This window comes from Rhodanobacter sp. FW510-R10 (genome assembly GCF_058781105.1).
In genome coordinates, this window is the sequence record NZ_JBYSWL010000001.1 from 80874 (window position 1) to 96809 (window position 15936).

A 15936-nucleotide genomic window follows, 5' to 3' on the forward strand; every position below is an offset into this window, starting at 1 on the left:
GATGAACACCGCCGACCACACTGCCGCCCAGGCACCCCGCCCCCGTCGCCACTGGTTGCGCTGGGTCGGCGCTGGCGTGCTGGTGCTGCTGGTCCTGCTCGGCGGCAGCGCATGGTGGCTGCTTGGTACCGGCGCCGGATTGCGCTTTGCCCTGGCGCGCGCCAGCGGCTATACCGACGGCGCGCTCAGCGTGCAGCAAGCACGGGGACAGCTGGTCGGTCCGCTGGATCTTGCCGGCGTGCGCTACGCCGACGGCAAGGGACTGGACGTCCGCGTCGGCAAGCTGCACCTGGACCTGCGCCCCTGGCCGCTGCTGGCCGGGCGCGTGCACATCCTTGCACTGCAGGCGGAGGACGTGCACCTGGCCCTGCCTGCACCCAGCGCGGACACGCCATCCGGCGGCGGGGGCTTTTCGCTGGCCGCGCCGGTGGACGTGATGCTCGACCGTGGGCAGGTCGGCAAGCTCGAGATCGTGCAGGATGGCAAGCCGCTCTTTGTCTCCGACAGCCTCGTGCTGGCCGGCAGCTGGACCGCCGACGGCGTCGTGCTGGAACGGCTCGCGCTGCGCGCGCCGAACGGCCATGCCAACCTCGACGGCCGCCTGGTGGTCGGCACACGCAACCAGGGCACCGGCGGCATCGACTTCGCCTGGAAGCTCGGCGACACCGAATATGCCGGCAAGCTCAGCGCCCGCAGCGACGGCCGGCAGAGCCACGCCGAGCTGGCGCTCAAGCAGCCCATGGTCGCCCAGCTGCAACTGGACCTCACCCAGCGCGCGCCGTATCCGTGGACGGCCAAACTGCTGGCGCCAAAGTTCGACCCCCAGCCGCTGCTCGGCGACAGCGCGCTGACGGCGCTGGGCGCCGACCTGCAAGGCAGTGGCGACCGCCACGGCGGAAAGCTGCATGGCACACTCGACCTCAACGACTACCAATTGCTGCTGCAACCCCTGCGCGCGCGCTTCAGCGACGACTTCGGCACGCTGCACCTGGACGAGCTGGCGCTGGGCTCGCCGCAAATCGAGGGGCAAGTGCAGGCCAGCGGCACGCTGCAGCTTGACGCCAAGCCGATCAGCGGCGACCTGGCGATCCGCTGGCAGGACCTGCTGCTGCCGCCGGACCTCGCCGGCCAGGCGCTGGCCAGCCAGGGCAGCGTGCAGGTCAAGGGCAGCACCGGGCAATTCCATGCCGATGGCAACGTCCGTGTCGGTCCACCGGGCAAGTTGGCCAAGCTCACGCTGAAGCTCGACGGCACGCCGCAAGAGCTCACCCTGCACACCTTGGCGTTGCAGCAGCCACAGGGCAGCCTGCAGGCGCAGGGCACGCTGACCCTGCAGCCGGTGCTGGGCTGGCAGCTTGAAGCTACCGCACAACGGCTCGATCCAGGCCAGTTGTTTGCCGGCTGGAACGGCGCGCTCGACGCCGACATCGTCACCCACGGCACGCTGCCCCAGGGCCAACCCGATGCCAGCCTGGAGATCCGCCAGCTCGGCGGCCGCCTGCGCCATCGCACGCTGCGCGGCAGCGGCAAGTTGCACCTGGCGCCAAACCAGGTACTCGACGGCAAGCTCGATCTCGCCTCCGGCGACAGCACGGTGCACCTCACCGCCCGGCCCGGTGCGCGCAACGACATCGACCTCGAGCTGGCGATCGCCTCACTCGGCGATTGGCTGCCGGGCGCCAGCGGCCATCTGGGCGGCCATTTCAACGTGCGTGGCCTGCCGCCGAAGCTCAGCGTCGACGGCGAGCTGCGTGGCCGGGCGCTGGCCTACCAGGCCAACACGGTCGACAGCCTGCAACTGGACGCGAACGTGCCCGACATCAGCCAGCTTGGAGGGAAACTCGACCTGGCAGCCACGGGCCTCCACGCCGGCGGCCTGGCGTTCCAGCACATCCGACTGGATGCCAACGGCACCGAGGCCAGGCACAGTCTGCGGCTTGAAGCGCGCGGCACCCAGCTGTCCGGGGACCTTGCCCTCGAAGGCAGCCGCCAGGGCCAGGCGTGGCATGGCACCTTGTCCACGCTGGATCTGGAACCGCAGGGGCTGCCGCGCTGGCGCCTGCAGCGGCCGGCGCAACTGGCCTACGACGGCGGCGCGCTTTCACTGTCCGAGCTGTGCCTGAGCGCGGGCGAGCCGTTGCTGTGCGTCGCCGCGACCCGGGACCGGGCCGGCACTCTGGACGCCAGTTACCGCATGCAAGCCATGCCGCTGGCCCTGCTGCTCAATGCCAGCGGCTACGCCGACCTGCCGATGCGCGCCGACGGCAGCCTCGAAGGCAGCGGCCAGATCCGGCGCAGCGCGGCCGGCGTGCTCAGCGGCACGGCCTCGATCACCTCCAGCCGCGGCACGATCACCTATGTCGACCGCGCCGACCGTCCCCTGCTCGGCTGGCGCGATCTCGTCCTGAACGCCGAGCTGGGACCGCAGCAGCAACTGCTCAGCGTGCACGCGGGTCTCGACGACGACGGCCGTCTAGACGGCCAGGTCAGCGTCAGCGGAGCGCAGCGCGAACTGGGCGGCCAGCTCGCGCTGCAGCTGGACAGCCTGGCGCCGCTGGAACTGTTGACCGCCGAGCTGGCGAACGTGAAGGGCGACCTCGACGGCAACTTCCACTTTGCCGGTACCCTGGACCAGCCGGCCATCACCGGCCAGGCCCGGGTCGAGGGCTTCGCCGCCGAGGTACCTTCCGCCGGCCTCAAGCTGAACCAGGGTCAGCTGGCGGTCACCACCCGCGACGCGGGCCAGTTCCGCATCGACGGCAGCGTGCAGTCGGGCAAGGGCACGCTTACGATCACAGGCGAAACCGGGCTCGGTGCCAGCGCGCAGACTGCGATCATGCTCAAGGGGAGCGCCTTCACTGCGGCCGACATCCCCGCCGCGAACGTGGTGATCTCGCCTGACCTCGTCATCCGCCAGGACGCCGAAGGCATCGGCGTCAGCGGCACGGTGGCGCTGGACAGTGCCGACGTAAACCTGGAAAAGCTGCCGGGTGCGGGCTCCACCAAGGCGTCGCCGGACGTGGTGGTGGTCGACGAGAAGCAGCAGGAGCAGGCGGCCAGCAAGCTGCCGATCAGCGCGCAGGTCAAGGTCGAGCTCGGCCGCCGCACGCACCTGATCGGCATGGGCCTGGACGGGCGCCTGAGCGGTGTGCTGACGGTAAGCGAGCGGCCCGGCCGTGATACCACCGGCCAGGGACAGATCGGAGTGGATGGCACGTACAAGGCGTACGGACAGAACCTGCACATCCAGCGCGGGCAACTGCTGTTTGCCAGCACGCCAATCGACAACCCCGGACTCAACATCCGCGCGGTGCGCAAGCTCAATCCAAACGCCACCATCGACGAGGGCCAGGAAGTCGGGCTGCTGGTCTCGGGCACCGCGCAGCGGCCGATCCTCACGGTGTTTTCCAACCCGGTGATGGAGCAATCCGATGCGCTGTCCTACCTGGTCACCGGCAAGCCCCTGTCGCAGGTGAAGGGCGGCGAGGGCAACATGGTCGGCGCCGCCGCGCAGGCGCTCGGCTCGGCTGCCGGCGACCTGTTGGCCAAGAGCGTGGGCTCCAGGATCGGCGTGGACGACATCGGTGTGTCCAGCAACGAGGCGCTGGGCGGCAACTCGGCCTTCACCGTCGGCAAGTTCCTCTCACCGCGGCTGTACCTTGGTTACGGCGTCGGCTTGTTCGAGCCCGGCCAGGTGATCTCGCTGCGCTACCGGCTCAGCCAGCGCTGGAATTTCGAGGCGCAGCAAGCCACCGAATTCAGCCGCGCCAGCTTCAATTACCGTATCGAGAAGTGATCCACGGCATTCGCGCGTGGCCCCCGCTCGCGCCTTGCCGGCAAGGGCCAGCAGTCACCCTGCGGCAATACGCCGCAGCAACCTTCGTGCGACGCACGCCCTCGCCGCGGGACTTGTCGACGCGCCATCGCCGTAACTTTTCCCCGGAATACACGACTGCCTGGCGGCGGCGGAACAGGCCGCATGCGGGCCCGGGACTGACAGGCCAAACCGCCTCCACATGCGGGTTTGGCACCCCACTGTCCGGTCATGGACCAACGCGCAAGCCCAGTTCCGCCAGTCTGCTCCAGACGTCCAGACTGCCGTACGTGCCCCCGCGCAATCCTCCCCATATGTATACACACAAGTGCTGCGTCGCACCTTTCATCACGCCTACCCATCGTGTACAAACGAGTGGAACGACCGGGGCGTTCACTTGAAGGACGGGGATGATCATGCGACCAGCGAGCCTGCACCGTGACCGGCGAGCCGGCGAGGCGGACGCGGCGAAGACAGCAATGGCGGTACGCACCACGCCTGACGAAGGCGCCGGTCGAGGCAGTCGTCGTGCGGCATGGGCAGAGAGCCAACCACTCCACACTTTCCAAGCCATCCTCAGATAGGGGCAAGCACATGAAACACGACATGAAGCGTCTTTCCCTGGCGGTGCGCCTGGCGTTGTCGGCCGGGGCGCTGGGCATGACCGGCGTCGCCCTCGCAGCGGAGGACGCGACTGCGCAGGATGCGCCTCAGTCCAGCCAGCCCGCCGCACCGGCCGAAGCCCGCAACCTGCAGGGCGTGGTGGTCACCGGCTCGCTGATCCGACGCGTCGACATCGAGACGGCGAGTCCGGTGGTGACCCTGGACCGCGCGAGCATCACCGCAAGCGGCAAGCCGACCCTGGGCGACGTGCTGCAGGCCCTGCCCAACATCTCCGGCAAGGCCACCAACCCGCAGAACAACAGCAATGGCGGCGGCGCCGCCGGACCGAACGACGAAGCCGGCAATGGCGCCTCGCGCGTGTCCCTGCGCGGCTTGGGCGTCGAACGCACGCTGGTCCTGGTCAACGGCCAGCGCATGGCGAACGCCGACCTCAACATGATTCCGCAAAACATGATCGAGCGCACCGACGTGCTGGCCGAAGGTGCCTCCACGGTCTACGGCTCTGACGCCATCGGCGGCGTCGTCAACTTCATCCTGCGCAAGGATTTCAGCGGCGCCCAGCTCAGCGCGGACACCGGTATCTCCAGCCATGGCGACTCGCAGCGCCATGGCGCCAACCTGACCGTGGGCAAGACCGGCGACCGGTACAACATCGTCGGCGGCATCGATTACAACAAGTACCTGCCGTCGATGAACTCGCGGCGCCCGTACACCGACACGGTGCTCTACCTCTCCGGCGGCAAGGTCGTTCAATCGGGCTCGAGCAGTATTCCCAACGGCCGCATCCAGCTTCCCGCAGCCGTCGCCAGCCGCTATGGCTGCAAGATCAACTCGACCGGCACCACCTACGTGACGCGCTTCCGGGGCGACGGCCAGAGCCTGGATGACTACCGCTGCTACCAGGGGGCCGCGGACAACTTCAACTACCAGCCGCAAGGCTACCTGCAGACCGCCCAGCAGCGCTCCAACGGCTTCGTGCTCGGCAGCTACAACATCACCGACAACGTGACGGCGTTCGTCGATGCGTTCTACAACCACACCGAATCGGCCGGGCAGGACGCCTCGGTGCCGTTGCAGACCAGTGCGAATTTCAGCATCCTGGCCAGCAACCCGATCAACCCGTTTGGTGTCACCTTCAGCTTGAATCCAATCCCCGGCGACGCCAACAGCGGCTATCGCTTCCAGACCCGCCTGACCGGTATCGGCCCGCGCACGCACAAATTCACCACCGACACCGGCCAGGTCAACACCGGCTTGCGCGGCAACTTTGGCGAGAGCAGTTGGATCTGGGATGCGACGCTCAACTACAGCCACACCAACCGGACCATGACCGAACCCGGGAACCTCGTGGCCAAGGAAATCCAGGCTGCGGTCAACAACGGCGCCAACATCTTCAACCAGGGCGACCCGGCCGTCAGCAAGCTGCTCGATGGGACCAAGAAGACGCCGAAGTACGTCCTGACCCGCGCCACCAAGCAGGCCCAGTTCGAGACCAGCGGCGACTTGTGGAGCCTGCCGGCCGGCACCATGCAATTGTCCGCCGGCATCCTGTACCGCAAGGAGCTCATGAACTACACGGTGAGCGCGGGCTCCATCCTGGACCCGGTGACGCTCACCTGCGCGGTCGGCGGTTGCCAGTCGCCCGGGCGCGGCAGCTCCGACGTCAAGGAGGTGTACGCGGAGACGCTGATTCCCTTGCTGGCCGACAAGCCCTTCGTGCACTCGCTGAACCTGGATCTTGGTGTGCGCACCTCGGACTACGAGCTGAGTGGCGTCACCACCAACAAGAAGGTGGCGATCGAGTGGAAGCCGGTCGCCGACCTGCTGGTCCGCGGCACGATCTCCGAGGTGTTCCGCGCGCCCAACCTCAACATGCTGTACGACGGCCTGGCCACCAGCAGCCCGAGCGCGAACGATCCTTGCGCGCACCGGACCGCGGCGGAGCTCGCGCAACACGCCGCGGCCTGCCAGTACGTGCCGGTGAACTGGGGTGGCAACGTCGTGTTCCAGCTGCCGACCCGTACCTCTGGCGCGATTGCCGCCGGTTCCGCTTTGAAGCCGGAGCAAGGCAAATCGATCGACGTCGGGCTGGTCTACGATCCCGAGTGGCTGCCGGGCCTGTCCACGACCGTGGATTTCTGGCACATCTACCTGTTCGATACGCTGACCACGATCCAGTCGAGCACGGTGCTGAATGCGTGCTGGAACAACAACTCCAGCCCGTATTGCCCCTTCATCCACCGCTACGACACCACGACGCGGCAGCCCGGGCAGATCTTCTACATCGCCACGCCGGCGGTGAACCTGGGCAACCTCAGCACCAGCGGCATCGATTACAGCCTGCGTTACGCAATTCCGCACTTCAACCTGGGCGACGTCGATCCGGGCAACTTCCGCCTCGGCCTCAACTCCAGCTACACCTCCACCTACAAGAACAGCGCCACCCCCGGCCTGCCCGGCGCACGCTCGATCAACTACGCCGGTACCTATACCCAGCAATTCGGCAACATCGCGCGCTGGCGCGGCACGCTCACCCTGAACTGGTCCCGCGGCAACTGGAACGCGCAGACGCAGACGCGCTACATCCATCGCGTCACCGAATCCAATGCCGACGCCGTCCTCCCGGGCGTGGACATCACCATGGCCTCGGTGCTCTACCACTCGATCCAGCTGGGTTATGCCGTACCCGCGATCAATGCGCGCTTCGACATCGGCGTGGACAATCTGGCGGACAAGGCGCCACCCTTGACCTACCAGAACAACATGCTGAGCACGACCAACACCGACACGAACACGTACGACATGCTGGGCCGCTATTACTGGGCCCGCGCCACGGTCAAGTTCTGACCCCACCACCTCGGCGCCTGGCCGCGGCCTGCGCCAGGGCGCAACAGGTGCATCCACGTCGGTTGGCTTGCACCCAGGCGAACCTTCCTCAAGAGAGACGGCCATGAAACCATCCCTGATCCTCCTCCTTGGCCTCGGCGTGGGCCTGGTCTCGTACGCGCAAGCCCAGCAAAGGCCGGGCACCACGACGCCGGCCAGCAAGGTCGCCAGCCTGGACAACCACTTCCGCCCGGTCGTCTGGCGCAGCATCGGCCCGTTCCGCGGCGGCCGATCGGTCACGGCGACTGGCGTCGTCGGCGACCCCCTGACCTACTACATGGGCACGACCGGCGGCGGCGTCTGGAAGACCACGGACGCCGGCGTGAACTGGAGCAACATCTCGGACGGCTATTTCAAGACCGGGTCGGTCGGCGCGGTCGCGGTCTCGGTGAGCGACCCAAACGTCGTCTACGTGGGCATGGGCGAGCACGCGGTGCGCGGCGTGAGCACCTCGTATGGCGATGGCGTCTACAAGTCCACTGACGCGGGCAAGACCTGGAAGCATATGGGCCTGGAGCTTACCCGGCACATTTCCGACGTCCGCATCGATCCCAACAATCCGGACATCGTCTACGTCGGCGCGCAGGGCGCGCTGCACGGCGCGACGGCCGAGCGCGGCGTCTACAAGTCCACCGACGGCGGCGCCACCTGGAAGAAAGTGCTGTACGTGGACGAAAACACCGGCGTCGCGGACCTCAGCATGGACATGAGCAATCCACGCGTCCTGTATGCCGCCATGTGGGACCACCGGCGCCTGCCCTGGCAGGTGATCAGCGGCGGCAAGGGCAGCGGGTTGTACAAGTCCACCGACAGCGGCGCATCCTGGCACCCGATCCAGGACGGACTGCCAAAGGAGCTGGGCAAGATCGGCGTATCGGTCAGCCGCAGCAATCCGCAGAAAGTCTACGCCCTGGTGGAAAGCGACACGCAAAAGGAACAAGGCGGCCTGTTCGTGTCCGACAACGGCGGCGGGAAGTGGACGCGCGTCAGCAAGGACCACCGGCTGACGCAACGCGCCTGGTACTACATCGAGGTGTTTGCCGACCCGCAAAACGAGAACACGGTCTACGTGCTCAACTCCCCAGGCCTGCGGTCCATCGACGGCGGCAAGACCTGGAGCAACCTCTCCGGCACGCACGGTGATTACCACGACCTGTGGATCAATCCGGGCGACAACCGCAACATGATCATCGCCAACGATGGCGGTGCGGCGATCACGGTCAACCAGGGCGCCACCTGGGCGCCCCAGAACCGCATGCCGACCGGGCAGTTCTATCGCGTCAACACCGACAATCTGTTCCCGTACAACGTGTACGGCGGCCAGCAGGACAACAGCACGGTCAAGATCCAGAGCCGCAACATCGACGGCGCCGGCATCGACGAGCACAACTGGCACCCCTCGGCTGGCGGTGAAAGCGCGTTCCTGGCTTTCGATCCGGATCATCCGCGCTATGTCATGGGCGGCAGCTACCAGGGCACGGTGGAGATCATCGACAACGATACGGGCGAGACCCGCAAGGTCATGGTCGCGCCGATCCAGTATCAGGCGCTGCAGCCCAGGAACATGAAATACCGCTACAAATGGAACGCGCCCGTGGTGTGGTCAGCGGCCGAAAACGCGTTCTACCACGGCGCCAACCACCTGCTGAAGACCACCGACATGGGCCACACCTGGCAGGAGGTTTCGCCCGACCTGACCCGCAACAATCCGGCCACGCTGGGCATGAGTGGCGTGCCGTACACCAATGAGGGCGCGGGCGGTGAAAACTACGGCACGCTGGCCTACGTCAAGCTCAATCCGAAAGAGCCCGGCGTCATCTGGACCGGCAGCGACGATGGCCTGGTGCACCTGACCCGTGATGGCGGCAAGACCTGGACCAACGTCACCCCGGCAGGGCTCAAGGAAACCCTGATCGACAGCATCGAGGTGTCGCCGCACGACAACGCGACGGCATACATCGCGACGACGCGCTACAAGTTCAACGATTTCACGCCGGCCATCTACAAGACAACCAACTACGGCAAGACCTGGACCAATATCTCCAGCGGCATTCCCTACGGCGCCGCGACGCGCGTCGTGCGCGAGGACGATGTGCGCCCCGGCCTGCTCTACGCCGGCACGGAAACGGGCTTCTACATCTCCTACGACGGGGGGCAAGGCTGGAGCGCGCTGCAGCTCAACCTGCCCATCGTCACGATCACAGACCTGATGATCCGCCAGGGTGATCTCGTGGCCTCGACGCAGGGCCGCGGCTTCTGGATCCTGGACGACCTCGACGTACTGCGGCAATACGATGCCGCGGCGACGGGGCTGCAGCTCTTCAAGCCCGATGACGCCGTACGTGTTTCCGGGCGCAGCACGTTCGACGCCGTGCTCGACGAAGGCAACGTCAAGCAGAACGACCCGTTCGGCACCAATGCGCCCACGGGCGTGGTGATCTATTACAGCCTGCCGGAGGACCTCGAGGCTGGCGATACCCTGACGCTGCAGATCTTCGATGCGGCAAACCAGCTCGTGCGCAGCTACACCGCGGCCGAGGACGCCCACTTCGTCACCTATCCGGGTGGCCCGAAGGCCGATCCCCTCCTGCCCAAGACCAAGGGCATGCACCGCTTCGTCTGGGACATGCGTTGGCCCACCGTGCTTGGCGCACCCAAGGTCTTCATCGAGGGCAGCTATGCCGGACACAAAGCCGCACCGGGCGTCTATCACGCCACCCTGAAGTTGGGGGCGCAGGCGAAGACCGTCGCCTTCACGGTCCTCCCGCATCCGGGCCTCAAGGCGACCGACGCCGAATACCAGGAGCAACACGTCGTCATGTCGGCGATCGAGGCACGCCTCAACGAAATCCACGCGGCGGTCAACCGGATGGCTTCGGCGCGCGAGCAGATCGACGGCCTGGTTGCCATCCTGGCGGAGAAATCCGCCGCCGCGGATGTCGCCACCGCGGGCAAGGCCCTGGCCAGGCGGCTCTCGGACTGGGACGGGCAGCTCGTACAGCGCAAGGCCGAGAGCAATGACGACATCATCAACTACGTGAACATGCTGAGCGCCGACTACATCTTCCTGAAGGGTGAGATGGACACGAATGCGCCCAACGTGACAGCCGGCATGAAGGCCCAGCTGGCGGCACTGGACGCGCGCTGGGCGCCCTTGCAGGCCCAGTACCAGGCCTTCGTTGCCACCGAGATCCCGGCGTTCAACAGCCAGGCCCAGGCCGCAAACATCGGCATCATCGCGATCCCCTGAGGCGCGACATGGATCCTTCCGCCGCGGTGCCCCCCGGAACCGCGCCGCGGCGGAAGGAAAGGGAGGAGCTCAGGGCGTGGGCTCGTTGGATTGGGCAATCCCGTGGCCCTGGAATGAGGAGGTCATGCACCAGGCCAGCCTGGGTTGCACGCAGTTCCGCGGCTCGAATCAGGTGCGTGTAGCGCCCTTCACCACGTAGATGGGTTCGGACGGCCGGATGTCCGGCAGGAATACGGCAAACAGGCCGAGCAAGGGCAGGAACGCGCAGACCTGGTAGACGAACTCGATGCTGTAGGCGTCTGCGACGAGGCCAAGCACTGCCGCGCCAATGCCGCCCAGGCCAAACGACAGGCCATAGAACATGCCCGAGACCATCCCGATGCGATGCGGGATCATGTCCTGCGCGTAGACGATGATGGCGGGGAATGCCGAGGCCAGCACCACGCCAATGATCACGGTCAGGCCTACGGTCCAGGCCAGGCCCACGTGCGGCAGGAGCAGCGTGAACGGGGCAATGCCCAGGATCGAAAACCAGATGACCTGCCGGCGCCCGATGCGGTCGCCAATCGGTCCCCCGATCAGCGTGCCGGCGGCCACGGCGACCAGGAACACCGACAACAGGTTCGTCGCGGCGGTCATCGACAGTCCGAAATGGTGGATCAGGTAGAACTCGTAATAGCTGCTGATGCTGGCCAGGTAAAAGAATTTCGAGAACATCAACACCATCAGCACGCCAAGCGTGCGGTGCACCACGGGCTTGGGATACAAGGGCTGGTCGGTGGGCAGGCGCTTGCGCACGCGCTCATTGATGTGCCGGCTGTACCAGCGGCTGACCTGCAGGAGGACGACGACCGCAAGCAGCGCCGCCAGGCCAAACCAACCCACGTGGCCACGCCCGAACTTGAGCACGATGCCGGCCGCGAGCAAGGGGCCCAGCGCCTGGCCCACGTTGCCGCCAATCTGGAACACCGATTGGGCCAGCCCATACTTGCCCCCCGAGGCCATGCGCGCCACGCGCGAAGACTCGGGATGGAACACGGACGAGCCACATCCGATCAAGCCAACCGACAGCAGCAGGATGGGATAGGTCGGCGCGACCGACATCACCAGCAGGCCAGCAAGGGTGAAGAACATGCCCACCGGCAGCGAGTACGGCAATTGCTTCTTGTCGGTGACGGCGCCGACCACCGGTTGCAGCAGTGACGCGGTGAGCTGGAAGGTCAGGGTGATCGTGCCAATCTGGAAGAAAGTCAGGTCGAACTCACCCTTGAGCAGCGGGTAGATCGCGACGATCACCGACTGCATCATGTCGTTCAGCACATGCACGAAGCTGACCGCGCCGAGCACGCCGTAGCGCGTGGGCGAGCGTCGCGCAGCGATCGGCGGCGCGGCGTCCAGGGTGGGCGCCAGGTCGGGCCCGGTCATCGCGGGTCGTGCTTTAGATGCCATGTCGTCCATGCCAGTTGCCAGGTTCGTGAGTGCCAGCCGCGAGCTGCGTCAGGGCCGCGACCTTGGCGGCCCTGGCGGGCGTGGCGTTCGCGCCTGCGGGGATTCCCGCCGCCGGCCACCTCGGGCGTCCGCCACCATTGCGCCCCGACCAACCGGCAGTTGGCTGCGGCCGGCCACGCATCACGGGCGCTCAGGATACGCTGCCACCAGCACGCCTGCTTGAGCCTGGGGTAGCTGCGCGACTCGGACCCCTGAGCCGATCGATGGCGGTCCCCTCACGCGATGCCCAGGCCGGGGATGTCTGCCAGGAGCTCGCCATTGAAGCCAGCGAGGCTGGCAAAAGTCCGGCCACGCTCGGCATAGTTGCGAAACTGGTCGAAGCTCGGTGCGCCAGGCGAAAGCAGGATCACGCCCCCGGGCGGCGTGGCGGCGCTGGCGGCCCTCACCGCACCGGCCAGGTCCGCCGCCTGGCTCATCGGGGAGGAAACCTGCGCCGCGTGCAAGGCTGCCGCAATGCGCGCGCCGTTCGCCCCCATGCACACGATGGCGGCTGGCGGCGCGGCGCGTACCCGCGCCACGAACGGCGCCCAGTCCAGGCCGCGGTCGTAGCCGCCCACCAGCACGGTGACCGCGCGACCGTGCAGGCTCTCCAAGGCCGCGAGCGTCGCCAGCGGCGTGGTGCTGATCGAATCATCGATCCACGTACGACCTTCCCGCTCGCCCAACAGGTGCAGGCGATGCGGCAGCGGCCGAAAGCTGGCCAGTGCGGACGCCGCGGCAAGCGCGTCGAGGCCAACCAGCTCCAGCGCCGCCAGCGCCGCACAGGCGTTGCCCGCATTGTGCGCACCCGGCATCGGCAACTGTGCCAGGGCAAACACGCGCTGCCCGTCGCGACAGATGAAACCGCCCTGCACATGCCAGGCCGAACCCGGACCAAACGTGTTGCGCGCACGATGGGCGGCCGTGCGCTCCAACAGCCAGTCCTGTCCACCGTTCACCAGCAGGCGCCGTGACGCCGCGGCCAGCTTGAGCTTGTCGGTGATATAGCGCTCCAGCGTGCCGTGCCAATCCAGGTGTTCTTCATACAGGCTGGTCACGACCCCCAGCTCCATGGGACCGGCATCACCGGTCTGGAAACTGGACAATTCAAGCACCCACAACTCCGCCTGTTGCCCAAGCAGCTGCAACAGCGGCAAGCCGATGTTCCCGGCCAGCGCGGTGCGCACGCCAAGGGCGCGGGCCAGATGGGCAATCAACGCGCTGGTGGTGCTCTTGCCCTTGGTGCCGGTGACGCCAATGACACGCGCGTCGGGGTTCTCCGCAAACCACAGCGCCGTACCGGAGGTGAACTGCGTGCCACGCGCCTGTGCTTCCAGGAGCGCCGGCTTGTACGCCGAGATACCAGGCGACTTCACCACCACGTCGAACGCACCTAGCGCCGCAGCGTCGGGCTCGCCAATCAGGAGTTCGAGTGCAGGATCGAACGCGTGGGCCGCCTCGGCCTCGGCGGCACTGCACAGCAAAGTGATTCTCTGCTCCGGCAGGCGCGCACGCAGCGCGTGGAGCACGGCGCGGCCCTCCCGGCCGAAGCCCCACACCGCCACCCGCCGCCCGGTCAACTCAGCGATGCGCACTCACGCCTCCAGCCCCCGCCTCGGCTTTCCCCACCTTCCATCCCCCCACAATCATCGCTCTCGCTCCCTTTTGCGGGAGCGCGCTGGCGACCGTAGGGAGTCCCTTGCGGACGGGCGAGGCTCTCGTTCCGGCTGGCGCCCGGTCTTTCAGATCAAGAGCGTTTCGTGCTCCTTCGGAGGGCGAGTCACTTTCTCTCGCTTGCCCGAGAGAAAGTAACCAAAGAGAGGGGCACCCCGCTTGGCGCTTTCCGGGCATCCTGCCCGGAAAGTCCGTGAGGCTGGGCCGGGTTTCTCGGCAGCACATCCCTGTACTGTCGAGAAATGCTCGGCCTCGGGCAACCGCTCCGTGCGTTGCCTCAACTCGGGCATCCATGCCCTCGCCTGCCGAGCACCCTGCGGGCCTTGTCGTCCCAGCCTCACCGCCGCACAGGGGACCCCGAAAAGCAGGCGGCCCATCCTGGCCCGCACTCGGTGCGCGCCGGCTCCGCCGCCGCAAAGAGCGAATGCCGCAGCCTTGCCGGTCTTTCGAGGAGTGCGCGCAGGAGCGCGCCCGCTGTTCGGGGCCCCTGTGCGGCGGTGAGACGGAGACGATCAGGCCGCGTAGCGGGCATCGGCAGGAAGCCGATGCCTTTTCGACGGTACATGGACGTACCGCCGAAAAGCCCGGCTCCGGCTCACGCACTTTCCACCCAGGGATGGGTGGAAAGCGCCAAGCGGGGTGGCCTCTCTTTTGGTTACTTTTCTCTGGCCAAGCAGAGAAAAGTAACTCGCGCGCCGGAGGCGCACGAAACGCTCTTGATCTGAAAGACCGGGCGCCAGCCGAAACGAGAGCAGCGCTGGCCCACAAGGGACTCCCTACGGTCGCGCGCGGGCGCCCACGGGGCGCGGGCGGAAGGCGGATCATCCGGCGATGGCCGTCAAGGCTGCTTGCAGGTGGGGTGGTACGCGGTGCTCGGCGGAAGGGGCGAGCCAAGGCTCCAGGCCGAGCGCCTGCGGGTCGAGCTGCGGCAGGATCTGCCGGCGGAAACGCGCGACCAGCGCATCCTCCTGCCATTCCGGCCGCCGACTCAACGCCGCCATTGCGGCGCGTGCCTCGGCTGCCTCGCCCACGCATTCGAACGGCTTGTGTTCGTGGAATTCGAGCAGGGCATCGAAGCCCGCACTCGAGGCCTCATCGTCCAGCAGGTTGCGGCCAAAGATCGACAGCAGCCGCGGCTTGGGCAGGAACGGCGCCAGCGCCAGGAACACGAACTGGCACTTCGGACAGCAGCCACACCAGCGGTCGGCCGGCTTGGGTCCAAGCAACTTGAAATTGCGGTTGCAACTGGAGAAGACATCGAAGTACGGCGTCAGCCGGGCAAACGCGCGGGTGACCGCCAATTCGGAGAAGGGCCGCAACAGCGAGCAATAATCCAGGTCGGCGGCCACCTGCGCATGCACCCAGGCGCCGAGCAAGCGCTCGAACGCGTAGCCCTTGCTCCACTGGTGGTTGACCTGCTGGCCACCATACTCGAGCGTGGCGGCCGACGCCGAGCGCTCGTTGGCAAACGTCACCGCGTCGTAGCCGTAGAGTATGGCGGCCAGCACCAGGATGGCCGAATTCACCGCAGTCACCGGGATATGCCCGTTCCAGGCTCCCAGCCGGTTGAGCTCGAACAACTCCGGCGCCAGCTCGCGCCCGATGTTGAGCAGGGGCAGGCCGGTGCGCTCGGCGCAGGCGGCAATCAGCGGCGAGGTGCCGACCCAGGCCACGGTGGCGTCGGCGCCAATGGACTTGAGCGCCTCGATCACCACCAGCGAATCCTTCCCGCCGCCGATGGGCACCAGGGCGCGCCGCGGCAAGCGCAAGGCCGGCGCGGTCGCGGCGGGCGGGCGAACCGCAGCTGCCGCCCGCGGGAAGACCACCTTGCCGCGCAAGTCCAGGCCGTTGCGATAGGCGAACTCGGCCAGGCCATGGACGTACAACGCCTCGACCAAGTCCGCGGTGGCGTCGTCCAGGCCGCCGTCGGCAATTTCGATGACTGGCGGTACCGCCGTCTTGTAGTAGCTGATGCCGGCGACCAGGTGCAGCAGGCGCAGCGCCGCGGCGAACGCGGCCTGGCGTTCCGGCGCGGGCAGCGGCGCCTGGGGGAAGCGCACGCGCTCGACCAGCTCCGGGCCATCGTCGAGCGCGTACACCAGCTCGGCCACGCCATCGGCATAGGCGCAGCGCACGAAGCGGAAGGCGCGGGTCTGGTGGAGCTGCTGCAGGGTTTGCACCACGGTCTTCTCCGGCACGG

At 67.1% G+C, this 15936-nt stretch carries 6 protein-coding genes; 3 read left to right on the forward strand and 3 right to left on the reverse strand.

The annotated features are described in order from the left end of the window. The first annotated feature begins 1 nt into the window (after position 1). The 3 genes from AC3WJB_RS00305 (at position 2) to AC3WJB_RS00315 (ending at position 10574) form a co-directional block, all read left to right on the forward strand. The gene (locus AC3WJB_RS00305) at positions 2 to 3796 is read left to right on the forward strand and encodes a translocation/assembly module TamB domain-containing protein (RefSeq protein ID WP_492677551.1); all 3795 of its coding nucleotides are present in this window, start codon (positions 2 to 4) and stop codon (positions 3794 to 3796) included. A gap of 624 nt (positions 3797 to 4420) precedes the next feature. After that, positions 4421 to 7285, forward strand: a complete 2865-nt coding sequence (locus AC3WJB_RS00310) for a TonB-dependent receptor domain-containing protein (protein WP_492677553.1) — start codon at positions 4421 to 4423, stop codon at positions 7283 to 7285. A 103-nt stretch (positions 7286 to 7388) separates the two neighbouring features. Beyond that, on the forward strand, positions 7389 to 10574 hold the full coding sequence (locus AC3WJB_RS00315; RefSeq protein WP_492677555.1) for a WD40/YVTN/BNR-like repeat-containing protein: 3186 nt from the start codon (positions 7389 to 7391) through the stop codon (positions 10572 to 10574). A gap of 168 nt (positions 10575 to 10742) precedes the next feature. Here the strand turns inward: AC3WJB_RS00315 and AC3WJB_RS00320 are convergent, their stop codons facing one another. The 3 genes from AC3WJB_RS00320 to murL form a co-directional block, all read right to left on the reverse strand. Then, positions 10743 to 12023, reverse strand: coding sequence for an MFS transporter (locus AC3WJB_RS00320; RefSeq protein WP_492677557.1), 1281 nt, complete (start codon positions 12021 to 12023; stop codon positions 10743 to 10745). A 275-nt stretch (positions 12024 to 12298) separates the two neighbouring features. Then, complete coding sequence (murD, locus tag AC3WJB_RS00325) at positions 12299 to 13657, reverse strand: UDP-N-acetylmuramoyl-L-alanine--D-glutamate ligase (RefSeq protein WP_492677559.1); 1359 nt, start codon at positions 13655 to 13657, stop codon at positions 12299 to 12301. A gap of 900 nt (positions 13658 to 14557) precedes the next feature. Further along, positions 14558 to 15934: a UDP-N-acetyl-alpha-D-muramoyl-L-alanyl-L-glutamate epimerase gene (gene murL / locus AC3WJB_RS00330; RefSeq protein WP_492677561.1), complete on the reverse strand. Its 1377-nt coding sequence runs from the start codon at positions 15932 to 15934 to the stop codon at positions 14558 to 14560. Between the last annotated feature and the right edge of the window lie 2 nt (positions 15935 to 15936).

Bases quoted from the DNA above. Each gene is read 5' to 3' on its own strand.
- AC3WJB_RS00305 (WP_492677551.1), top strand. From the start codon at position 2: ATGAACACCGCCGACCACACTGCCGCCCAGGCACCCCGCCCCCGTCGC.
- AC3WJB_RS00310 (WP_492677553.1), top strand. From the start codon at position 4,421: ATGAAGCGTCTTTCCCTGGCGGTGCGCCTGGCGTTGTCGGCCGGGGCG.
- AC3WJB_RS00315 (WP_492677555.1), top strand. From the start codon at position 7,389: ATGAAACCATCCCTGATCCTCCTCCTTGGCCTCGGCGTGGGCCTGGTC.
- AC3WJB_RS00320 (WP_492677557.1), bottom strand. From the start codon at position 12,023: ATGGCATCTAAAGCACGACCCGCGATGACCGGGCCCGACCTGGCGCCC.